This window comes from Streptococcus oralis (genome assembly GCF_021497885.1).
Lineage (GTDB): Bacteria > Bacillota > Bacilli > Lactobacillales > Streptococcaceae > Streptococcus > Streptococcus oralis_BQ.
On record NZ_CP046523.1, the window covers coordinates 1819197 to 1842989 of the forward strand.

Below are 23793 nucleotides of genomic sequence, written 5' to 3' on the forward strand. Positions count from 1 at the left end.
TCATCTAAAAATAGAAAAATCCGCCCCTTCTATCAAGACGGGGTGAACTTTTCGTATCTGTTTATTTAGATGAATAATTAAGTTTAAGCATTTAAACCGAAGTGAAAAACAAACCAGACAACATAGGTGACAAGAAGCAGAAATATAGAGTAGAGTATTACAAAGGTCAGCTTCCAAAGGAATTTTGTTTTTCGGTGCTCTAGATATGTAAAAATAAGATTTCCTCCATAAACACAAGCTACAAAGACTACAAACATCAAGAGGCGAACCCCAATCGCAAATTCAAACAAACTAAACATCCTTAATCCTCCTTGTTTTAAAAGCTATAGGGAACGTTCCCATCCATAAATTTCCCTTTCTCTTTCCATTATAACACCTAAGTGCTCTCCAACCAAATTCTATCTATCTTTTTGCCCCTCTTTCCCTCACAACTTTCTCATTTTCCGTCTTTTACTAATTTTTCATTTTGTGGTATAATTGAAATAATTGTAACGAATCAAGGTCAATCTAGACACAAAATGGAATGAAATCAAGCAAATCTCTACTAAAAGTTTGGAATAAGCTGACCTGTAAAATAGAAAGGAACTATATGATTTACAAAGTTTTTTATCAAGAAACAAAAGAACGTAGCCCACGTCGTGAAACAACACGCTCACTTTACCTAGACATCGATGCCAGCTCAGAACTTGAGGGCCGTATCGCTGCTCGTCAACTTGTCGAAGAAAATCGCCCAGAGTACAATATCGAGTATATCGAACTCTTGTCTGACAAATTGCTAGATTACGAAAAAGAAACTGGCGCCTTCGAAATCACGGAGTTCTAATATGGCCTATACTCTTAAACCTGAAGAAGTCGGCGTTTTTGCCATCGGTGGTCTGGGAGAAATCGGGAAAAATACATACGGAATTGAATACCAAGATGAGATTATCATCGTCGATGCTGGGATTAAATTCCCGGAAGATGACTTGCTGGGTATCGACTACGTTATCCCCGACTACTCTTACATCGTAGACAATATCGACCGCGTCAAGGCTGTCTTGATCACACACGGACACGAGGACCACATCGGTGGAATTCCTTTCCTGCTCAAGCAAGCAAATGTCCCTATCTACGCTGGACCACTTGCCTTGGCTTTGATCCGTGGGAAACTCGAAGAACACGGTCTCTTGCGCAACGCCAAACTTTACGAAATCAACCACAACACTGAGTTGACCTTTAAAAATCTCAAGGCAACTTTCTTTAGAACAACCCACTCTATTCCAGAGCCTTTGGGAATTGTCATTCATACTCCTCAAGGAAAAATCGTCTGTACGGGTGACTTTAAGTTTGACTTTACTCCAGTTGGGGAACCTGCAGACTTGCACCGGATGGCAGCCCTTGGTGAAGAGGGTGTGCTCTGCCTTCTCTCTGACTCGACAAATGCAGAAGTGCCAACCTTTACCAACTCTGAAAAAGTCGTTGGTCAGTCCATCATGAAGATTATCCAAGGCATTGAAGGACGCATCATCTTTGCATCCTTTGCCTCAAATATCTTCCGTCTCCAGCAGGCAACGGATGCCGCTGTTAAGACTGGACGCAAGATTGCTGTCTTTGGACGTTCGATGGAAAAGGCCATTGTCAACGGAATCGAGCTTGGCTACATCAAAGCTCCTAAGGGAACCTTTATTGAGCCAAATGAAATCAAAGACTACCCTGCAGGCGAGGTTCTGATTCTCTGTACAGGTAGCCAGGGCGAGCCGATGGCAGCCCTCTCTCGTATCGCTAACGGAACCCACCGTCAGGTGCAACTCCAACCCGGTGATACCGTTATCTTCTCTTCTAGCCCAATCCCTGGAAACACCACTAGCGTCAACAAGTTGATTAACATTATCTCAGAAGCTGGTGTCGAAGTCATCCACGGTAAGATTAACAATATCCACACCTCTGGACACGGTGGTCAGCAAGAGCAAAAACTCATGCTCCGCTTGATCAAGCCCAAATACTTCATGCCTGTCCATGGTGAATACCGTATGCAGAAAGTCCACGCTGGACTAGCGGTGGATACGGGTGTCGAGAAGGACAATATCTTTATCATGAGCAATGGTGATGTGCTTGCCCTTACTGCTAACTCAGCCCGTATCGCAGGTCACTTCAATGCCCAAGACATCTATGTCGATGGAAATCGTATCGGCGAAATCGGTGCGGCTGTCCTCAAAGATCGTCGTGATCTATCTGAAGACGGTGTCGTTCTAGCAGTCGCTACTGTTGACTTCAAGTCTAAAATGATCTTGTCTGGGCCTGATATCCTCAGCCGAGGCTTTGTCTACATGAGAGAATCTGGTGACTTGATTCGCCAAAGCCAGCGCATCCTCTTCAATGCAATTCGTATCGCACTGAAAAACAAGGACGCTAGCGTGCAATCTGTCAATGGCGCCATTGTCAACGCTATTCGCCCCTTCCTCTATGAAAATACAGAACGTGAACCGATCATCATCCCGATGATCCTCACACCAGATGAAGAAGAATAAACCAACAAAACAGCCCCGTCTTCGGGGCTGTTTTTCTCTATGCTTTCTTTTCTTGATTTTTAGAAATACTACGATTTTTACCTTCCAAATACACCATCAAAATAGAAATATCTGCTGGGTTTACTCCCGAAATACGGCTGGCCTGGCCGATGGTTTCTGGATTGATGAGTTTGAACTTCTGGCGAGCTTCTGTTGCGATAGAATCAATGTCATCCCAATCAATATTGGCTGGAATGCGTTTTTCTTCCATGCGTTTCATCTTGGCAACCTGATCCATGGCTTTGGAAATATAGCCTTCATACTTGATTTCTGTTTCAATCAATTCGATAATCTTGTCATCCAAGTCCTCAGCAGCTGGCCCGATGAAGGCCACCACATCCTGGTAAGACACTTCTGGACGGCGAAGGAATTCCTTGGCTGTCACTGCATCTGTCAACGGCTTGAAGCCCATCTCCTCAACCTTGGCATTGGTTTCCTTGACTGGCTTAAGTTTGATGCTATCGAGACGCTTCATCTCATTGTCAAATTGATTTTTCTTGATTTCAAAACGAGCCCAGCGTTCATCATCCACAAGTCCAATCTCACGACCCATCTCGGTCAAACGCATATCGGCATTATCATGACGGAGGATGAGACGGTATTCAGCACGACTGGTCAAGAGACGGTAGGGTTCAATGGTTCCCTTGGTCACCAAGTCATCAATCATCACCCCGATATAACCGTCACTGCGCTTCAAAATCAATTCAGGCTTGCCTTGGATTTTCAGAGCCGCATTGATACCCGCGATAATCCCTTGACCAGCTGCCTCTTCATAACCTGATGTACCATTGGTCTGACCAGCTGTGAAAAGTCCTGAGATTTTCTTGGTTTCCAAAGTCGCACGCAACTGATGAGGCAAGACCATATCATACTCAATAGCATAACCTGTTCGCATCATCTCTGCATTTTCCAACCCTTTGATAGAATGAACCAACTCACGCTGTACATCCTCAGGCAGACTAGTTGAAAGACCTTGAACATAAACTTCCTCTGTATTGCGCCCTTCCGGCTCAAGGAAGAGTTGGTGACGTTCCTTATCCGCAAAGCGCACAATCTTGTCCTCAATTGACGGACAGTAGCGAGGCCCCACTCCCTTGACCACACCTGTAAACATAGGCGCACGGTGAAGGTTGTTTTGGATAATCTCATGACTGGTACCGTTGGTATAAGTCAACCAGCATGGTACTTGGTCCTTGACATAATCTTCATCACGTGAAGTGTAGGAGAAGTGATTAGGCACTTCGTCTCCTGGTTGGATTTCTGTCACATCGTAATTGATAGAAGAAGCCTTGACACGTGGAGGGGTTCCTGTCTTGAAACGACCGATTTCGAGGCCCAGTTCCTTGAGATTATCAGCTAGGTTAATCGAAGCTAGGCTGTGATTAGGGCCAGACGAGTACTTGAGGTCTCCGATGATGATTTCCCCACGGAGGGCAGTTCCTGTGGTCACGATAACAGCCTTAGCAGCATATTCTTGATGGGTCGCTGTACGAACACCGACAACCTTGCCATCTTCCACCAAGATTTCATCAATCATGGTCTGACGAAGGGTGAGATTCTCTTGATTTTCAACTGTCTTGCGCATTTCCTTAGAGTAAAGCTCCTTGTCAGCCTGCGCACGAAGAGCACGGACAGCTGGACCTTTCCCAGTGTTGAGCATCTTCATCTGGATGTAGGTCTTGTCAATATTCTTGGCCATTTCACCACCAAGGGCGTCGACTTCACGCACGACAATCCCCTTGGCAGAACCACCGATAGAGGGATTACAAGGCATGAAAGCCAGCATTTCAATGTTGATAGTCGCAAGCAAGACTTTACAGCCCATACGGCTGGCAGCCAAGGAAGCCTCGACCCCAGCATGTCCCGCACCGATTACAATAATATCGTATTCTTCTGTAAAATTATAAGTCATTTCTTAACCTTTCAAAAATTTCTCGCAAATAAGGAACTAACTTCTCCTCCTCTAGAGCTTGAGCCATAGTAACCCATTTAAAGTGTGTATGCTCTTCAGGATCTAATCTGATAATTGGCTTCTCCCCAACCCACTCTGCTTTATAAACTAAGCGAGTAAAGACCGTATCCTTAGAGGCATCCAGTTGACTATCTTCGTGAAGAAGTTTGAGCGAACTGCTATCTAGCCTAACTCCCGCTTCTTCAATGCATTCTCTAAGAGCACCATCTCGCGGAAGTTCACCCTTTTCAACCCCGCCACCAGGAATATCCCAGTAAGTTGGATAAACGTTGGGTTCTCCTCTTTTAATTTCCGAACGCTGAATGAGCAAATAATCACCACCACTATGAATAAGTACATGGGCAATAAGCTTAACCATCATTTTCTCTCCTATTCTTCAAGATGAATGTGTCTTAGTTGGCTGTCCCAATCTGGTAGGGCTGTTTTTAAAAAGGCTGGAACTAGCTGTATATTCTGGAGTTCATCCAAGTCAATCCACTCACAAGGCTGCGGTTTTTCGTCTTCCTGCATGGTCAATGGAGCATCTTCAAGCAAGTCCACCAGATAATGAAATTCGATGTTGTGATAGGAAACACCGTCCTGTTCAAAACGATTTTCAACCACGAAAGCTAGCTGCCCAGCTTGAGCTTTGACACCCAGTTCTTCCCTCACTTCACGGACTACCGCGTCTTCCGTGCTTTCATTGACTTGAATCGCACCGCCAATAGTGTAATACTTGCCCTTGTCTTTGGTGACTAGGAGCTTGCCATTTTGGAGAATCAAGGCTGTCGCCCGAACACCAAAAACAGTATTTTCCACTTTTGTCCGAAAGTCTTGTTGAGTCATTTTTGTCCTTTCCATTAAACGACACAAAAACAGTCAAAACTCCAAAGAAGTGCAGGACAAAAAGCCTGCAACATCCATGAGCTTTGACCATCATTTCTATTGCTTTTATTATTGTAGCAAATTGAGAAAATTTGTCAATCTAAATGTACTGACAAACTTGTCCATCTCGATAAGCATTGTCAATCAAACCACCACCGAGACACTCTTCGCCATCGTAAAAGACAACTGCCTGTCCTGGTGTGATCGCGCGTTGCGGTTCCGCAAAGATAACTTCTGCCTTATCTCCTTTGACATGTACTGTCACCTTAGAGTCAGGCTGACGGTAGCGGAATTTAGCTGTACATTCGAGCGTAAATTCCTCTGGCATGTCACGAGTAAAGTGAACTTGACTGGCCTCTAGACTGGTTGACATAAGCGAATCATGGTAGAAACCTTGTCCGACATAGAGGATATTCTTGCTTAGGTCTTTTCCGACAACGAACCACGGCGCATTGTCTCCTCCGTGTTGGCCACCGATACCAAGTCCGCCACGCTGACCAATCGTATAATACATCAGACCTGCATGCTCACCCATATCGCGTCCATCCACAGTCATCATGCGACCAGGCTGAGCTGGCAGGTAGTTACTGAGGAAGTTTTTAAAGTTCTTTTCTCCGATAAAACAAATCCCTGTCGAGTCTTTCTTCTTAGCAGTCGCAAGTCCTGCTTCTTCTGCGAGTCTGCGAACTTCAGGCTTTTCCAAATGTCCCAACGGGAACATAGTTTTTTGGAGTTGTTCTTGCGAAAGCTGGCTGAGAAAATAGGTCTGGTCCTTGCCATTGTCCACGCCACGAAGCATGTGAACGATGCCATCCTCATCACGCGCCACTCGAGCATAATGCCCCGTCGCTACATAGTCTGCTCCCAAGGTCATGGCATAGTCCAAAAAGGCCTTGAACTTGATTTCCTTGTTGCACATAACATCTGGGTTTGGCGTGCGTCCTGCACGGTATTCTGCTAGGAAATACTCAAAAACGCGGTCCCAGTACTCTTTTTCAAAATTGACAGAGTAGTAAGGAATGCCAATCTGGTCTGCCACCGCAGCCACATCCTTGTAATCTTCGGTTGCCGTACAGACGCCATTTTCATCTGTGTCGTCCCAGTTCTTCATGAAGATACCGATCACATCGTAGCCCTGCTCCTTGAGCAAGAGAGCCGTCACCGACGAATCAACACCACCACTCATCCCCACGACAACACGTGTTTTAGAGTTATCACTCATGGTAAGTCTCCCATCTATTCGTTTATTCATACCCTTCAAAATTCTATTCATTATGACTTTCAATAGAATTTCTTTAAGTATAGTCTTTTCGTTTGCTTTTAGGACTAGGCAACGAGTCGCAGGCATAACTTGAGTTAGGCAAGACGAGTTAACGACGTAATAAAAGATAAACGAAATGACTAATTCACGATTGAAGGTCGTGTGTGCTTTAACGATTGAAGGTCGCTTGAGCAGTATTCATTATAACACGCTTGGTTGGAGAAGACAAGAAAGAGGCTGATAAATCATCTCAGCCTCTCTTTCTTACTTTGCAAATGAATCAATTTTCCCCTTTAAGTTCTTTTTTCGCTTGTTCTATCTGGTATTTCACTTGCTCAAAGCCGGTTCCTCCTAAGGAATTCCGTCTCTGAACAGCAGTCTCCGGACGCAAGTAGATATAAATATCCTCTTCAATCAAGGGATGGTAGGCTTGCAACTCCTTCAAGTCCCAATCTTGGATGTTTTTACCATGCTTGATAGAGTCTAGAACCAATTTCCCTACTATTTCATGCGCTTCTCTAAAGGGGAGGCCTTTTCCAGCCAAATAATCTGCCAGTTCGGTCGCATTCGAAAAATCATTCTCTGTAGATTGCTGCATTTTGACCTTATTAATCTGCATGCTCGATAGCATACCTGCCAACACATCCAGAGAATTCAAAATCGTTTCTACTGTATCAAACATGCCTTCCTTGTCCTCTTGCAAATCCTTATTGTAAGCCAGAGGCAAAGATTTCATGACGGTCAATAGTCCAAGTAAGTGCCCGTAAACCCGTCCTGTCTTCCCTCGAATCAATTCGGCCATATCAGGATTTTTCTTCTGGGGCATGATAGATGAACCTGTTGAAAAGCTATCAGACAAGCTAATGTACTGATACTCAAAACTGCACCAATTGATGATTTCCTCACAAAAACGACTCATATGCATCATCAAAATGCTGGCATTTGATAGAAATTCCAAGATAAAATCACGGTCACTCACTGCATCCAAGGAATTGGTATAGGGTTGTTGGAAGCCCAGTAAATCACTCGATAATTGACGATCGATTGGAAAAGTTGTCCCCGCCAATGCAGCCGCACCCAGTGGAGATAGGTCCGTATGTTTTAGGTTAAATGCAAAACGTTCGCTGTCCCTTTGAAACATATTGTAATAAGCCATGAGATGGTGGGCAAAACTAATCGGTTGGGCGTGTTGTAAATGGGTATAGCCTGGCATAATGGTTTCCACATGTTTTTCAGCCAAATCCAGCAAAACACTGTTCAGATTCGCCAACTTATCCAAGACATGGTCAAGTTGCTCCTTTAGATATAAGTGCATATCCGTTGCGACTTGGTCATTCCGAGAACGAGCCGTGTGTAGTTTTCCAGCCAGAGGACCGATTTTCTCTGTCAGCAACACTTCCATGTTCATATGAATATCTTCATTTGCAATATCAAAATGAAGCTCTCCTGTCTCTAAATCTCGCAACAAAGCTTTCAGACCATCTTGGATCTGCTCTGCCTCTTCCAAGCTTAAAATGCCAGTCTGTCCTAGCATTTGAACATGAGCTAGGGAGCCCATCAAATCAAATTTTGCCAGCTGGTGGTCAAAGGAAATACTCGCACCGAACTGTTCTACCCACTCTTCCACAGCGCCTTCAAATCGACCACCCCATAATTTTGTATTTTTCGACATATCTTGTCGTCCCTTTCTATCGCGTCACTACTCAACATTTTTCTGAACTTCTGAATAAACCTTAGTCGGAAGCCCCCAAAGCTTGATAAATCCAACGGCTGCATCTTGGTCAAAGGTATCCGCACTAGTATAAGTCGCCAAATTTTCATCGTAAAGAGAATTTGGAGATTTCCGAGCCACTACCTGGGCGTTCCCCTTATAGAGTTTAACTTTTGCAGTTCCATTGACAACTTTCTGTGTCTCCTTGATATAGGCAATCAAAGCCTGAGTTGCTGGGCTAAACCACAAGGCATTATAGATGAGATTGGACAACTCATTTTCGATAATAGGTTTGAAATGAGCCACTTCTCTCACGAGAGTCAAGTCTTCAATCTCCTTATGAGCTGCCAATAAAGTCACAGCACCTGGGCACTCATAAATCTCTCTTGACTTAATACCGACTAGGCGATTTTCCACATGGTCAATACGACCGACACCGTGTTTGCCTGCAATTTCATTTAGCTTTTGAATCAAATCAGCCACTTTCATCTTCTCACCATTGAGGGAGATGGGCACCCCGCAGCTAAACTCAAGGTCAATAAATTCTGGACTGTCTGGTGCCTCTTCTGGAGAAGATGTGATTCCAAATGCTTCTTCTGGCGCTTGGTTCCAAGGATTTTCCAAGACACCACATTCATTTGCACGTCCCCATAGATTTTGGTCGACAGAGTAAGGATTGTCAAGGTCAGCTGGAACTGGAACGCCGTTTTCTTTGGCATATTGGATCTCTTCTTCACGAGACCATTTCCACTCACGAACAGGCGCAACCACCTTTAAATTGGGATCCAAAGCTGCAATAGAGACTTCAAACCGAACTTGGTCGTTTCCCTTACCTGTGCAACCATGAGCAATTGTGGTTGCCCCCGTCTGATGAGCTATTTCAACGAGTTTTTTTGAAATAAGAGGGCGACTCAGAGCAGATACCAAGGGATACTTTTGTTCATAGTAGGCATGAGCCTGAAGGGCCACTAAAACATAATCATTAGCAAATTCTTCCTTAACATCAATGACATAAGACTCTACAGCCCCAACCCTGAGAGCTTTATCATGGATGAACTCCAAATCTTTTCCCTCACCCACATCCATACAAACAGCGATCACATCATAGTCTTTTTTTAACCATGTAATAGCAACTGACGTATCCAATCCACCTGAATAGGCTAAAATAACTTTTTCCTTACTCATTTCTCATCCTTCTTTCTATTTTTCGATAGAGGCTTTAAAAGCATCGTCAATCAATTTGTCCAACTCCCCAGAATCCTTCAACTTCTGGATGGTTTTGTCAACCGCCTCTTTTAATTCTTTACTGTCTTTTTTCATCGCAACAGCGTAGGAATCTTCTTTGTCATTGTCAACATCAAACTCAGCGACGGCTAGGTCTGGATTATTCTCTACAAATCCTTTCGCCACTGGTTCCTCAAAGATAAGAGCATCCAGTTGCCCTGATTTCAAATCTGTTATCAAATTTCCATTTTTAGGAAGTGAAACGAGAGAAGAATTCTGTAAGGTTTCTTTGACCAGAGTTTCCTGGATAGAACCTTTCTGCGCTCCAACCTTTTTCTGAGCTAAATCCTTCACTGATTGGTAATTCGTTAATTCAGATTTTCTTACGATAACCTTATTTTTCGAAGCGTAGTAGGGAATTGAAAAATCGTAAACTTGACTTCTCTCTTCCGTTTTAGAAACACCTGATATGGCAAGATCGGCCTTACCTGAATCAAGACTAGCTAGTACATTGTCAAAACTCATTGGAGAGAACTCCACTTCTACACCTAGTTCCTTTGCGATGGCTTTGGCTAGCTCAACATCTGAACCTACAATCTGATTTTTCCCATGAACCAATTTCTGGTATTCAAATGGAGCAAACTCTGGATTTAGGGCCACCACCAATTTTCCTTTAGCCTTAATGGCTTCAACACCTTGGGACTGACTGTTACTACAAGCAAACAATAAGGGAAACATAAGCAAACTAAACATCGCCATCAGCACCTTCTTTACTTTATTCATAGAAAACCCCCCTCTTATTTTTATACTTTTAAATTGTATAAATAATACACTTATCAACCTCGTTTGTCAAGTCAAAACTGTATTTTATTCCACTTCAATCAAGAAAATTCTTATTATATGATATATTTTTACATATAATAAGCTTATTTATACTATTTGAGTTTTAAGACAATTTAAAACATTGCATTGAATTCATACAAAAAGATCATTCTGAAAAGATATTTACACTTTTTGTTCTAGCAAAACAAAAAAGAGTCCTAAAGGACTCTCAGAACGTAAACAAACCCTATCAGAGTTGCAAAATTGCTCTTTTGAAGGTTGGCTATTATATAGTAGAAACTCTTAGGAATGCTGATATAATGCTATTTTTAAGAGTTTTCTACTTTCTCTAGTAAAAGAAAAAGATTGAAGAAAATTGTCCAAAATGGACTTTTTCTTCAATCTGGACACTTTTCAAATCCAAACTATTCTTTATAGAAAAACTTCCTATAAAATCGAGCAATAGTTAAAATACAAACAAATATAATTCCCAAAATAGATAATACTATGTTCACAAAACTCATTTCAGAACCTATAACATAGATATGAAAAAGAGGGGCTAGTCCTACACATAGAGACAATAGATAACTAATAAATCTTATCTCACCAATTCCTGCAAAAAAATATTTCATGTAACGATTCTCCATTTGCTCCATTAAATCAGTTTTATTTTAGAATAGCATAAAATAAGCAATCCTTCAATAAAAACCATTGGCGAAATACTATTCTAAAGCATTGATAGCTCAGATTTCTCAGAATAGAGCTGTCCAAACTATCGAACAGCTCAAATACATATATATATCCATGCAATTCTAAACTTAGAATTGCTATAAAATAAATGTTTTATGAGTATTCTAGGTCTTTGACTGCTTAAAATTTTACGTTCTGAAGGATTCTAAAGCTAGAATAGCTCAAAAATCACGAGAACTAAGGTATTTGAAGCTTAAGAGTCATACGTTCTCCATAGGATTTCTCCATTCTTATTAAGCCTAATTAAAATGTATTCCTAATAAGTGATCGTCGACTGTGTTTATAGCACTTAGTTCCCTAGATAAGACTATTTCCCTTTATCATATCTGATTTTAAGCTATTCTAAGACTTAACCTATGTTTCTATTAATTACTATTTTTAAATAATTCGTATTCCTTTTCTTTGATAAATGGAACTGAAAAATTAGAGAAAAGAAGTAAAACTGAAAACAAATAGCCTGCTTTTTGAATCACTAAAAGATATCCTAAAAACAAGTAAACTATAACATCCAATGCGAAAAGAAAAAATATTCTCCTCTTCATTAAAGTACTTGTGTCAAATAATCTGATGAATAAAAATTTTATCGTAGTATCTACACAAATTTTTATCAAAAAGATAAGAGTCAGTACATGATTATCAACTGTACCATGAAGAATAAATGGAAATATGGTTAATATGAAACTAGAAATCTCTAAGTATTTTATCCGAGGAGATTGAGACACCTTGCTTTTGAACTGACTAATTTTTTTATATTCGTTAGTCAATTTAGTATCAAAATCTTTACCAATTAAATGAAAGATTGCTAACTCTAGGATAAAAACACTTATTAATACGATATAAGTGAAAAAACTTTCTGGGAAAAATTTATTGATTAAAATTGGGAAACTCATTAACAGAACCGAATTTATGGCTAGACAGATAGATACTATTTTATTTTTCACAGAATATAGAGGCAGTGATACTATTGAGTAGATAAAAGCTAAAAAAATAAGCAAAAAATACTCCGTGTCATTTATAATCCCCTTGAATGATAAAAATATATACATCCAACATACGATAATGTGTATTTTACGAATTTTATCTACACTACTCATCCTTTTTCCTCTTATCTTTGGTTCCATTTTTAAACTATGTCAACCTTTTTCACAGATTTATTTTAGATTTCTTTTTTACTTTTTATACTACTATGATACAATATTTTTAATCAATTTCAATTTATTGTTAACTTTTTCACAAATAAGGAGAAAATCATGCGCTACGATTTTGGAAATGTTTATAAAGAAATCCGTGAGTCAAAAGGGTTGACCCAAGAGAAGGTCTGTGGGGATATTCTCTCAAGAACCAGCCTATCAAAAATCGAAAGCGGGAAAACAACTCCTAAATATGAGAATATGGAGTTTCTTCTCCAGCAAGTCAATATGACCTTTGAAGAGTTTGACTATATCTGTCAACTTTATCAACCAAGTCAACGCACAGAAATTATGCAAACCTATCTCAATATGAGCTCAATCCTAGGGACTAGTGAACTCGAAAAACTATTTCAAAAATGTCAAGACTACCTCAAGATCCACCACGATCTCCCTATCAAAGAGATACGAGATATGCTAGAAATTGTTATCTATATCCGCCAAAATGGGACTAAAAAGCTGTCAACCGAAGTTAACAATACTGTAAAGAAGCTGTGGAAGAAAATAGAAAAGCAGGACACTTGGTACGAGAATGACTTAAAAATCCTCAATACCATTCTCTTTACCTTTCCTATAGAACATATCCATCTTATCACTGGAAAAATCTTGCAACGCCTGGAAATCTATAAAAACTATCAACATTTATATGACTTGCGAATGGCAATCCTACTCAACCTCTCCACCATTTACTTATACAATCAAGATAAAAACATGTGCCAACAAATCTGCTACACTTTACTGGAGGATGCCAAGAACAAGAAAAACTACGATAGGCTTGCTATCTGCTATGTCCGTATTGGGATTTGTACGGATGATTCTAAACTTATCCAAAAAGGTTTCTCCCTTCTGAAGCTAACCGATGAGACCTCCATGCTATCTCATCTCAAAAAAGAAGTAGAGACCTATCATCAACCGAAGGAAATATAAAAAAGTCGAGGAAATTCCTCGACTTTTACTTCTTATTCTGTTTCTGTTAGTTAGTTCTTAATACCAACCGTTGTTAAGCCAGAAGTTCTTGGCAGCTGCCCATGAACCGTAACGTCCTGCAACGTAGGCATCTGCTACACGTTCTTGGTTTTCAGCTGAGTAGTCACCGTTCAAGTATGAATCTGTCAATTGGTAACGTCCGATGTAACGTCCGTTTGTAGCTGTGTAGCTACCACCTGATTCTTTTTGAGCGATCCATTCTTTGGCTTCTGCTTCAGAACCACTTACAGTTGAAGCTGTGTAGCTTTCTTCTTCATAAGAAGTGCTTGTTGTAGCAGCTGGCGCTTCGTAAGTTGTTGTTTCAGTTATTTCTTCGTAAGTCGTAGCCTCTTCGATTGTTTCTCCTGTTGCAGCTGGTGCTTCATAAGTTGTCGCAGCTGGAGCTGTCCCCTCGATGACCAAAACTTGGTCCACAAAGATCAGATGAATATCCTCTATCTTATTTTTTTCTGCCAATTTTTCAACAGTAGTATTGTACTTCTCAGCGATCTCTGAAAGAGTGTCACCTGGTTTCACTGTATAAGTGACTGTTTCATCCGCAAAAGCAAGTGATGGTGCAAGGAAAGCAAGAAAAGTTGCTGCTCCTGCAAGAGTTAATTTAATTTGTTTAGTTGTTAATGTCATTTCTAAAAATTCTCCTTTTTACTATGCTTCTATCATACCGTTTGAATATTACCGTTTCTTGACGGTTTTGTGTAGAAATATTACAAAAATATTTTATATTTACTGAAACATTGATATTTTTGTCATAAAAGACAAGATTTTATACCATTTTTATCCATTTTTTCAGTTTTATAAGGGAAATAAGCACAGAACTTCATTCTTTGATATAATAGAAACAAGAATCTTTGTAAGGGGAAACAGATGCACTCACTTCGTTTTCAATCTGTCTTTGATATTATCGGCCCTGTCATGATTGGCCCATCAAGTAGCCATACAGCCGGTGCGGTTCGTATCGGAAAAATCGTGTCTTCTATCTTTGGTGATAGACCGACAGAGGTGGAATTCCAATTATTTAATTCATTTGCCAAAACCTACCGTGGTCATGGAACTGACCTAGCTCTCGTTGCTGGAATTTTAGGTATGGATACGGATGATCCTGACATTCCAAATAGCCTTGAGATTGCTCATAAGCGTGGCATCAAGATTGTCTGGACCATTCAGAAAGACAGCAACGCTCCTCACCCTAACACCACTAAAATTACTGTGAAGAATGAACACAAGTCCATCAGTGTGACAGGAATTTCCATTGGTGGGGGAAATATCCAGGTCACGGAACTCAATGGCTTTGCCGTCTCTCTCAACATGAATACCCCGACCATCATCATCGTGCATCAGGATATTCCGGGGATGATTGCCCATGTTACAGAAGCCCTCTCTCGTTTCGATATCAACATCGCTCAGATGAATGTAACTCGGGAAAAAGCTGGAGAAAAAGCCATTATGATTATCGAAGTCGATAGTCGAAGTTGCGAAGAGGCGATTGAAGAAATCCGAAAAATCCCTCATCTCCACAATGTCAATTTCTTTAAGTAGGAGGAAACATGTTTTATTCTATCAAAGAATTGGTCGAGCAAGCGGATCTAGACTTCCAAGGAAATGTCGCAGAACTCATGATTGCGACAGAATATGAACTGACCGGCCGATGTCGAGATGAAGTTCTCCTCCTCATGGAACGCAATCTAGAAGTCATGAAAGCCTCTGTCGAGCTTGGCCTTAGTGAAAACAAATCCCGCAGTGGCCTAACAGGCGGAGACGCGGCCAAACTAGACCGCCATCTCAAAAGTGGCAAGGCCTTGTCTGACTTTACCATCCTATCAGCAGCCCGAAATGCCATCGCGGTCAACGAACACAACGCTAAAATGGGCTTGGTCTGCGCCACTCCAACCGCAGGAAGTGCTGGCTGTCTGCCAGCCGTTCTCACTGCTGCTATCCAAAAACTAGACCTTAGCCACGAAGAACAGCTAGATTTCCTCTTTGCTGCGGGTGCCTTTGGACTAGTCATCGCAAACAATGCCTCTATCTCAGGTGCTGAAGGTGGTTGCCAGGCCGAAGTCGGATCCGCCTCTGCCATGAGCGCCGCAGCCTTGACCTTGGCTGCAGGTGGAACCCCCTATCAGGCTAGCCAAGCCATCGCCTTTGTCATTAAAAATATGCTAGGTCTCATCTGTGACCCCGTCGCTGGTTTGGTTGAAGTTCCCTGTGTCAAACGAAATGCCATGGGAGCTAGCTTTGCCTTTATCGCGGCTGATATGGCCTTAGCAGGTATCGAATCTAAGATCCCTGTCGATGAAGTTATCGATGCCATGTACCAAGTCGGATCCAGCCTTCCAACTGCCTTCCGAGAAACGGCTGAAGGTGGACTCGCAGCCACCCCAACTGGTCGTCGCCTACAAAAAGAAATCTTCGGAGAATAACCTTATCTAATAGGAGAAACTATGTCATCAATCTCAGCCATCTTTTTCGATCTAGACGGAACTCTGGTTGACAGTTCCATCGGGATCCACAATTCCTTTACTCATACCTTTGAACAACTGGGAGTTCCGACTCCTGATGCTAAAACCATTCGTGGTTTCATGGGTCCACCGCTTGAAACTAGTTTTGCAACGTGTCTTCCCAAGGAGCAAATCTCGGAGGCTGTGCAGATATACCGTTCTTGCTACAAGAAAAAAGGAATCCACGAAGCCCAACTCTTCCCCCGAATGACGGAATTGCTTCAAGAACTCTCGCAAAACTATCCTCTCTATATCACCACTACAAAGAATACCCCTACTGCTCATGATATGACTAAAAATCTGGGAATCCATCATTTCTTTGATGGCATTTACGGTTCTAGTCCTGAAACGCCACACAAGGCGGATGTTATCCGTTATGCTTTGCAAACGCACCAACTCCCTGCAGACCAAGTCCTCATCATCGGAGACACCAAGTTTGATATGATCGGAGCCCAAGAAACTGGCATTAAAAAGTTCGCTGTTACTTGGGGATTTGGAGAAGAGGCTGATTTACTCAGCTATCAACCCGACTGGATTGCTCATACCATTGATGATATCATCAGTCAGCTATAACAAGCTAATAGCTTCAAACTACAGAGTAAAAAGACCAAGGTTCTGTCTATACAAAACCTTGGTCTTTGATTTATGATTAATTGTATGAGTCACTCTTACTCAATATGAGTTGTTTCATTTGCAAAGGAAATGATCGCTTCTTTAAGCTCATCTCCACTGAGTGAACGGAACTCCTCAATTTTCTGATTGATGGCTTCTAGTGGCATGACATTTACCTTACCAACGAAAATCTTGTCCATGACTTGGTTATCAACCAATTCGGTCGAAACCAAGAGTTCTTCATAGAGTTTTTCACCTGGGCGAATCCCAACCTCAACGATTGGAATTTCACTTTCTGTGTGCCCGCTTAGAAGCACCATTTTCTTGGCTAAGTCATAGATCTTGACTGGTTTGCCCATATCAAGGATAAAGACTTCTCCGTCCTTGGCATAAGCGCCAGCATGGATTACTAGACGGCTGGCCTCTGGAATGGTCATGAAGTAACGTGTCATGCGGAAGTCTGTCACCGTTACAGGGCCACCTTCAGCAATCTGGCGTTCAAAGACAGGAATCACACTACCACGACTCCCAAGAACATTCCCAAAACGAACTGCACAGTAGGTTGATTTGCTACGTTGGTTAAAGCCAGTGACAATCAACTCAGCCACGCGCTTGGTTGCGCCCATAACATTCGGTGGATTGACCGCCTTGTCAGTCGAAATCATGACCATCTTAGGTACTTTGGCTGCATCAACAGCCTTGGCAACATTATAGGTTCCTAGGATATTGTTCTTGAAGGCTTCTTTTGGATTGCGTTCCATCATCGGAACGTGTTTGTGAGCTGCAGCATGGTAAACGATGGCTGGTTTGTACTGTTCAAACACTTGTAGAAGACGGTCATAGTCCTGAATATCTGCAATAACGGGAACATAATCAATCCCTTGGAATTTACGAATCAACTCATGATAAATAAGGTAGATGGAGTTTTCACCATGTCCCAGCAAAATCACGCGTTCAGGATTAAAGCGGCTGACCTGACGACAAATCTCCGAACCAATCGAACCGCCGGCTCCTGTCACCAAGATGGTCTTGCCTGTAAGCTCTGCACCAAGACGGGATTCGTCGAGACGAATTTCCTGACGACCCAAAAGGTCTGTAATGTCAATCTTCTGGAAACCACTACCTGGTTGGTGAAGCCCTTGAACAACTGTCTCAACCTTGGGCATCTTGTAACATTTGATACCGAGTTTATTACACATCTGCAGGATACGTTCGTACTCTGACGGATCAAGCGAAGGGATGGCTACGATGACGCGCTCGATTTGGTGACGTTTGGCCAATTCAGGCAGATTATCATAAGAACCCAAAACGGAAATTCCACCTAGTTTTTGTCCCTTTTTCTTCTCATCATTATCCAAAATTCCCACTAACTCAAGGTCACTAGTTGGGTGTTGGTAGCTGTTCATAAAGAGGGCCCCACCATCACCAGCACCAATCAAGAAGGTACGGCGGTGTTCGCCCTCCCCACTACCCTGCTTGCGCTTAGAATAAATCAGCTGCCAAGTGATACGAGGGAGTAAGATGAGGAAAGTACTCAATAAGATAAAGAGTATGATGAACCGGATAGAAAATAGAGGAAGAAAGGCGTAGCAGAGTCCGTAAGAGACAATGCTGCTGACGGTTACACCAAAAAAGATTTTTAAGAAATCTGTGATTTTACTATAGCGACTAATACTCGCATTGAGCCCCCAAAATCCAATCATGATTTGATAGAAGAGGAAAGCCAAACCAGTATAGATAACATAGTCCACAGGCGCTGGGTTAATCAAGCCATAAAAGAGAATGTAAGACACGATGATGGAAACCACCATACTAATAATATCAAATACACCCCAGAACACCTGCTTTTGCTGTTTATTTAAAATTTCAACCAGATCAATTACATAATCTGTTAGTTTTTTATTCATAGGAATTTACTCTTTCTTAAAAGAATGCAAATAAATTTATTGTCATTATAACATTTTTTGGCTACTTTATCTTTTACAATACTATTTATTTTTTCTTAGTAATTTTACAAAAATAAACTGACGTACAAAACCTGGACAAAGTGCCACAATCGCCTGAATGGCAATGCTTTTCGCATATTCCATGTAGGAAATTTGCCCTCTTTCAAGCATGCGCTGACGAGCTTGGCGATAGAGTCTGAGGTAGCGCAGACCGCCTCGACGTTCAAACATCCCTGCACCGACACGAACCTGACACAAGATCTGATCGAGGTTTCCAGTCTTGGCACCTGCGGCAATCATATTGAGCCAGAGGAGATCATCCTCCATATAAAGCCCATCTTCATAGTTGCCTGCCTTGAGAACCATATCCTTCTTGAACATGACTGTCATGTGGTTAAAGGCGCTTCTCATTCTCTGATAAGCCACAATGTCTGCGTGCTGAGTTGGAACACGACGGTAAGAAACAATCTCGTCAGGATTGTCAATAAACTCTGCAATATGTCCACCTAAGAGATCGAGATTTTCTTTCTCCATTAGTTGAAGCTGTTTCTCAAAACGATCCGGAACGGCTAAATCATCCGTATCCATGCGGGCAATAATGTCATACTGGCACTGCAAAACACCGTAACGAAGAGCCAAGCCTAAACCTTGGTTTTGCTCTAAGGGGCAACGTTTCACTGGAATCTCTGACTGCGCTTCCACTTCATCTAGCACTTGATAGAGTTCGGGCGTGAGCGGCCCGTCCTCAACAAGAACAAGCTCACTTGGTTTCAAGGTCTGGTTTTGAATACTCTTGATAGCATCTCTCAAAAATGTCGGATTTTCCTTTACATAGACCGACATCAAGACGCTGATTTTTTGCTTTTCAGACACAGTTTTTCTCCAATTTATAGATTTCCTTCCACTATTTTATCACAAAATTTCCTAGTTTCCTATTTTTATCTCAAATCAAGAAAAATTCTGGTAAAGAAATCTGTCCCCTTTCACTCTATTTTCAGTTAAATCATTCTAGCTTTCTTAGCAGTCCTCTCCTTGACATTGTAAGAAAAAAACCTTAAAATAAGCTGTTATTAAAATCATCCTATCGAGGTTTTTATGAAAAAACAATCACTCTTTTTTGTTCTAGGAATTGTCTTAATCGGGACTGTTTTACGATCTCCTTTTACTGCTCTTCCAACTATTTTAGGTGATATCGCTCAGGGACTGGGAGTGGAGGTTAGCTCTCTTGGGATTTTAACTAGTCTCCCTCTCTTGATGTTTGCTCTTTTCTCTGCTTTTGCAAGCCGCTTGGCACAAAAAATCGGGTTGGAGCATCTCTTTACTTACTGTCTCCTCTTCTTAACTATTGGCTCTGTCATTCGGATTTTCAATCTCCCCCTTCTCTATCTAGGAACTCTGATCATCGGAGCGAGCATCGCCATTTTCAATGTACTCCTCCCAAGTATGATTCAGGCAAGTCAGCCTCAAAAGATCAGTTTCCTAACAACTCTCTATGTCACTGCCATGGGGGTTTCAACGGCCATCGCTTCTTATCTTTCGGTCCCTATCACCCAAGCTAGTTCGTGGAAGGGCCTCATCCTCGTTCTCAGCTTTCTCTGTCTGGTCACTCTGCTAGTCTGGTTGCCAAATCATCGCCACAACCACCACCTAGAAAGCCAAAAAGAAAAGCAAGTCAAAGAGAATATTCTAAAAAGTAAAGATGTTTGGGCTATCATTATCTTTGGCGGGCTTCAGTCCTTGCTCTTTTATACAAGTATGACCTGGTTGCCAACTATGGCTATTAGTGCTGGTCTTTCTAATAGCGATGCGGCTCTCCTGGCTTCTATCTTCTCACTGATCAGCATTCCTTTTTCCATGACTGTTCCAAGTCTGACGACTCGTCTGTCAGATGGTCACCGTCGAATCATGCTGGCAATTATCTCTATCGCTGGAATGACAGGAATTGCCATGCTCTTGTATCCAAGCAACAATTTCCTCTACTGGTTAGTCGTCCATCTCTTGATTGGAACGGCCTGCAGTGCCCTCTTCCCCTACCTCATGGTTTGCTTTTCTCTTAAAACCAGTTCTCCTGAAAAGACAGCTCAGCTATCTGGACTAGCGCAAACAGGGGGCTACATTTTGGCAGCCTTTGGTCCTACCTTGTTTGGTTATAGTTTTGAACTTTTCCAATCTTGGATCCCAGCTGTCCTTGCCCTTCTAGTCATCGATATCATCATGACCGTCTCACTCTTTATGGTGGATCGGGCTGATAAAATCCTTTAATTTTTCTAAAATACTTCTCAGATATAAACAATGCAAAGCTAGACTCTGTCTGGCTTTTTTGGTGCTTATACCAACAAAAAGCACCATCCATCTGTTAGCAGAAAGATGGCATTTTTGATATAATAAGATGTATAGAAACTAATTGTCATGCGAAAAATAAATTAGTTTATAAGACAGCTACTATTTTAAATGAGGTGTACAGAATGGATGAACTGAAATACAATTTGGATCAAAGTTTAGCAGAGTTAGATCAGCTCTTTGACTTATCAGCAAAGGAGACAGATAAGACTGCCTGCGAAGCTCTAGCAGAAAAAGCAAGAATAATTTATGAGCAATACCCTGAATCAGAAGACATTGCGTTGCGGTATGCTAGGATTTTGTTCAATTTGTCAGTTGAACAAGTAAATGTAGAAGAGAGAGGGAATACCGCTAATTTAGTCAAACAAATCTTTGAGAAGTTCAACCAGTCTGAAGATATTGCGTTACAGTATGCTATGGCTTTAGTCAATTTGTCAGCTAAACAAGAAATTGTTGAGGAACTACTAAACACTGCTAATTCAATCAAACAAATTTTTGAGCAGTTCAAGGATTCTGAAGACATTGCTTTACGATATGCTATGGTTTTAGTGAATTTGTCAGTTGAACAAGTAAATGTTGAAGAGAGGAAGAATACCGCTAATTTAGTCAAAAAAATTTTTGAGCAGTTTCAGCAGTCTGAAAACATTGTGTTACGATACGCTATGGCTTTAGTCAATTTATCAGCTAAACAAATAAATGTTGAAGAGAGAAAGAATACCTCTAATTTAGTCAAAGAAATTTTTGAGCAATTCAAGGATTCTGAAGACATTGCGTTACAACACGCTATGGTTTTATACAATCTTTCAAACAGGCAAACTGATAGCAAGGAACGTAAAGAAACCATATCAGAAATAGAAACTTTAACCCTAAAGTTTCAACATTCTGAAAACATTGCGTTACGATATGCTAGGGCTTTAGTCAATTTGTCAGCTGAACAAGGAAATGTAGAAGAACTAGGCGATACCGTTAATTCAGTCAAAAAAATTTTTGAGCAGTTTCAGCAGTCTGAAGGCGTTGCGTTACAATATGCTAAAGCTTTAGTCAATTTGTCAGCTAAACAAGGAAATGTAGAAGAGAGAAAGAATACCGCTAATTTAGTCAAACAAATCTTTGGGCAGTTCAAGCAATCTGAAGACTTTGCGTTACAATACGCTATGGTTTTAGTGAATTTGTCAATCGAACAAGTAAATATAGAAGAACTAGGCGATACCGTTAATTCAGTCAAACAAATTTTTGAGCAGTTTAAACAGTCTGAAGACTTTGCGTTACGATATGCTAAGGCCTTAGTCAATTTGTCAGCTGAACAAGTAAATATAGAAGAACTAGGCGATACCGTTAATTCAGTCAAACAAATTTTTGAGCAGTTTAAACAGTCTGAAGACTTTGCGTTACAATACGCTATGGTTTTAGTGAATTTGTCAGTTGAACAAGGAAATGTAGAAGAGAGAGGGAATACTGCTAATTCAGTCAAACAAATTTTTGAGCAGTTTCAGCAGTCTGAAGGCGTTGCGTTACAATATGCTAAAGCTTTAGTCAATTTGTCAGCTAAACAAGGAAATGTAGAAGAGAGAAAGAATACCACTAATTTAGTCAAACAAATCTTTGAGCAGTTCAAGCAATCTGAAGACATTGCGTTACAATATGCTAAGGTTTTATTTAATCTAGCAAACCTTCAAAATGAAAGAGATAAAATAGACAATACAGTTAAACAAACATTAGCTATCTTAACAAATCTCTCTAGCGTTGAAATATTTAAAATTGTAGTGGAAATATTAGAAAACAATCCTGATACTCCATTAGATACAAATGATACTCCATCCACTAGCATCACAAAGATTTTAGATAAACTATGTTTTTATTCCAATGATGATTTTGACAGAAAACTACTCATTCGGGCTTTAAATCTTGACCTTGTTATAAATACAAAATACGATATTTTAAAGGATTGGATAAAACACTATAAAGATGATGAAAATAAGCTCAATCAGTTAATAGATATCTATAGAATTGTTCAAGAAATCAAGTATCAACTTGGCTTGAAAGCAAAAGATAAAAATTCGAATCTTAAATTTGGTCATTATACCAAAGGAAAAACTCTCCAAAATTTATTAGATCAAGATACAGGAAAGACAGATGATACAAAGTTTTCCGTATCTGGAAAAACTCGTTTGTATAATGCCAATTATATGAACGACCCCGAAGAAGGTGTAGTTATCGAAGAAATATTGGAACCTAGCAAAGATGGGGAAAGAACATCCTACTTCGAAAAGCGAAATATTTTAGATCCTAGTCCATGGTTTTTAATGAGCTTCACCAGTAAAACAGATGACTTGACTATGTGGTCCCAATACGGCGATGATGCACAGGGTGTTTGTCTGGTACTTAAGGAAGATGATTTCTCAAGATTTACTTCTTTCAATGATGTTTCATGGCGTCGAGAAACTACATCCCTAGAGTTCATTAATAAGATTGATTTGTCTATGTCGGAATTAAGCAGTGATTTAAAAATCTCAGCAAACGAAGCCAAGAAAAAAGAGCAAACTTTTTCTGCTAGGATTGAAGAAATACAGCACCAACCTGAAAAAAAAGATAAGGTAGCTAAAGGGAATATTGATTATCTCTACCGAATAGCCTATGTCAATGATTCAGATGGTGAGTTTAGCATAGAAAAAACGGAACTCTTCAACGACGATGAAATCAAAAAATTAGAAGAATTCTTGGAAGCTTTAAAGGAAAAAATAGATAAGAATTTGAACAAAAGAGATGATTTTTATCAAAAAGCGATTTCTGACTGTATCGAAGAAATTCGTTACTTGTTTAAATCTGTCGATTATAAATATGAGAATGAACTGCGTATCTTACGCTATGCTAACCTAGACCCAAGTAATGATAAAATCAAAATTGATAAAACCTCTGGGATAGGCAGACTTTATGTAGAACGTGAAAATTCAATTCAAATCGATGAAGTCATTTTCGGTCCTAAATTTCCAAATCCTGAGTACGTGACTCCTCTATTAAAACTTTTAGATAAGAAAATTAACTATAAGAAATCTACGATAAAATTTAGATAAAGGCT

Annotated in this window: 21 protein-coding genes; 8 read left to right on the forward strand and 13 right to left on the reverse strand. The window is 40.7% G+C overall.

Annotation, left to right across the window (positions count from 1 at the left end; all coding sequences use genetic code 11):
• Positions 1 to 83: 83 nt before the first annotated feature.
• A complete protein-coding gene (locus GOM48_RS09200) occupies positions 84 to 299 on the reverse strand; it encodes a hypothetical protein (RefSeq protein ID WP_084974586.1) in 216 nt (71 codons plus the stop codon).
• Between the two features lie 290 nt (positions 300 to 589).
• Here GOM48_RS09200 and GOM48_RS09205 point away from each other — a divergent pair, with 290 nt between their 5' ends.
• Positions 590 to 823 carry a DNA-dependent RNA polymerase subunit epsilon gene (locus GOM48_RS09205; RefSeq protein ID WP_000639587.1) on the forward strand — a complete coding sequence of 78 codons (234 nt, stop codon included), beginning with the start codon at positions 590 to 592 and terminating at the stop codon, positions 821 to 823.
• Between the two features lies 1 nt (position 824).
• Positions 825 to 2507: a ribonuclease J1 gene (gene rnjA, locus GOM48_RS09210; protein ID WP_000331971.1), complete on the forward strand. Its 1683-nt coding sequence runs from the start codon at positions 825 to 827 to the stop codon at positions 2505 to 2507.
• Positions 2508 to 2544: 37 nt separating this feature from the next.
• On the opposite strand, the gene mnmG is transcribed toward rnjA, so the two are convergent.
• From mnmG to GOM48_RS09255, 9 genes are all read right to left on the reverse strand, one after another.
• A complete protein-coding gene (mnmG, locus tag GOM48_RS09215) occupies positions 2545 to 4458 on the reverse strand; it encodes a tRNA uridine-5-carboxymethylaminomethyl(34) synthesis enzyme MnmG (protein ID WP_235097462.1) in 1914 nt (637 codons plus the stop codon).
• Complete coding sequence (locus tag GOM48_RS09220) at positions 4448 to 4879, reverse strand: NUDIX hydrolase (RefSeq protein WP_235097464.1); 432 nt, start codon at positions 4877 to 4879, stop codon at positions 4448 to 4450. The genes mnmG and GOM48_RS09220 overlap by 11 nt, the downstream gene beginning before the upstream one ends.
• Before the next feature lie 8 nt (positions 4880 to 4887).
• Positions 4888 to 5343: an NUDIX hydrolase gene (locus GOM48_RS09225; RefSeq protein ID WP_235097465.1), complete on the reverse strand. Its 456-nt coding sequence runs from the start codon at positions 5341 to 5343 to the stop codon at positions 4888 to 4890.
• Positions 5344 to 5482: 139 nt separating this feature from the next.
• Positions 5483 to 6604, reverse strand: coding sequence for a tRNA 2-thiouridine(34) synthase MnmA (gene mnmA, locus GOM48_RS09230; RefSeq protein ID WP_001282944.1), 1122 nt, complete (start codon positions 6602 to 6604; stop codon positions 5483 to 5485).
• A 319-nt stretch (positions 6605 to 6923) separates the two neighbouring features.
• Positions 6924 to 8315, reverse strand: a complete 1392-nt coding sequence (argH, locus tag GOM48_RS09235; RefSeq protein WP_235097468.1) for an argininosuccinate lyase — start codon at positions 8313 to 8315, stop codon at positions 6924 to 6926.
• A gap of 27 nt (positions 8316 to 8342) precedes the next feature.
• The gene (locus GOM48_RS09240) at positions 8343 to 9539 is read right to left on the reverse strand and encodes an argininosuccinate synthase (RefSeq protein ID WP_235097469.1); all 1197 of its coding nucleotides are present in this window, start codon (positions 9537 to 9539) and stop codon (positions 8343 to 8345) included.
• A 15-nt stretch (positions 9540 to 9554) separates the two neighbouring features.
• The gene (locus GOM48_RS09245) at positions 9555 to 10361 is read right to left on the reverse strand and encodes an ABC transporter substrate-binding protein (RefSeq protein ID WP_235097471.1); all 807 of its coding nucleotides are present in this window, start codon (positions 10359 to 10361) and stop codon (positions 9555 to 9557) included.
• Positions 10362 to 10825: 464 nt separating this feature from the next.
• Entirely contained in the window at positions 10826 to 11032 is a 207-nt protein-coding gene (locus tag GOM48_RS09250) for a hypothetical protein (protein WP_084925431.1), read from the reverse strand.
• 483 nt (positions 11033 to 11515) lie between these two features.
• On the reverse strand, positions 11516 to 12244 hold the full coding sequence (locus GOM48_RS09255; RefSeq protein WP_084925429.1) for a hypothetical protein: 729 nt from the start codon (positions 12242 to 12244) through the stop codon (positions 11516 to 11518).
• 156 nt (positions 12245 to 12400) lie between these two features.
• On the opposite strand from GOM48_RS09255, the gene GOM48_RS09260 reads away from it, so the two are divergent.
• Positions 12401 to 13264 carry a helix-turn-helix domain-containing protein gene (locus GOM48_RS09260; protein WP_235097474.1) on the forward strand — a complete coding sequence of 288 codons (864 nt, stop codon included), beginning with the start codon at positions 12401 to 12403 and terminating at the stop codon, positions 13262 to 13264.
• Between the two features lie 57 nt (positions 13265 to 13321).
• Here the strand turns inward: GOM48_RS09260 and GOM48_RS09265 are convergent, their stop codons facing one another.
• Positions 13322 to 13948, reverse strand: a complete 627-nt coding sequence (locus tag GOM48_RS09265) for a LysM peptidoglycan-binding domain-containing protein (protein WP_125449864.1) — start codon at positions 13946 to 13948, stop codon at positions 13322 to 13324.
• Between the two features lie 240 nt (positions 13949 to 14188).
• Between GOM48_RS09265 and sdaAB the strand changes: the two genes are divergently transcribed.
• From sdaAB to GOM48_RS09280, 3 genes are read left to right on the forward strand one after another with little or no spacing between them, the layout of a single operon-like run.
• On the forward strand, positions 14189 to 14860 hold the full coding sequence (gene sdaAB, locus GOM48_RS09270) for an L-serine ammonia-lyase, iron-sulfur-dependent subunit beta (RefSeq protein ID WP_000555875.1): 672 nt from the start codon (positions 14189 to 14191) through the stop codon (positions 14858 to 14860).
• Positions 14861 to 14868: 8 nt separating this feature from the next.
• The gene (sdaAA, locus tag GOM48_RS09275; protein WP_000500025.1) at positions 14869 to 15741 is read left to right on the forward strand and encodes an L-serine ammonia-lyase, iron-sulfur-dependent, subunit alpha; all 873 of its coding nucleotides are present in this window, start codon (positions 14869 to 14871) and stop codon (positions 15739 to 15741) included.
• A 21-nt stretch (positions 15742 to 15762) separates the two neighbouring features.
• Positions 15763 to 16392, forward strand: a complete 630-nt coding sequence (locus GOM48_RS09280) for an HAD-IA family hydrolase (protein ID WP_125449862.1) — start codon at positions 15763 to 15765, stop codon at positions 16390 to 16392.
• 95 nt (positions 16393 to 16487) lie between these two features.
• On the opposite strand, the gene GOM48_RS09285 is transcribed toward GOM48_RS09280, so the two are convergent.
• On the reverse strand, positions 16488 to 18338 hold the full coding sequence (locus GOM48_RS09285) for a nucleoside-diphosphate sugar epimerase/dehydratase (protein WP_235097476.1): 1851 nt from the start codon (positions 18336 to 18338) through the stop codon (positions 16488 to 16490).
• Between the two features lie 81 nt (positions 18339 to 18419).
• Entirely contained in the window at positions 18420 to 19250 is an 831-nt protein-coding gene (locus tag GOM48_RS09290; protein WP_235097478.1) for a glycosyltransferase, read from the reverse strand.
• Positions 19251 to 19472: 222 nt separating this feature from the next.
• Between GOM48_RS09290 and GOM48_RS09295 the strand changes: the two genes are divergently transcribed.
• Both GOM48_RS09295 and GOM48_RS09300 read left to right on the forward strand, forming a co-directional pair.
• Entirely contained in the window at positions 19473 to 20639 is a 1167-nt protein-coding gene (locus GOM48_RS09295) for a CynX/NimT family MFS transporter (protein ID WP_235097480.1), read from the forward strand.
• 203 nt (positions 20640 to 20842) lie between these two features.
• The gene (locus GOM48_RS09300) at positions 20843 to 23788 is read left to right on the forward strand and encodes a hypothetical protein (RefSeq protein ID WP_235097482.1); all 2946 of its coding nucleotides are present in this window, start codon (positions 20843 to 20845) and stop codon (positions 23786 to 23788) included.
• Positions 23789 to 23793: the final 5 nt, after the last annotated feature.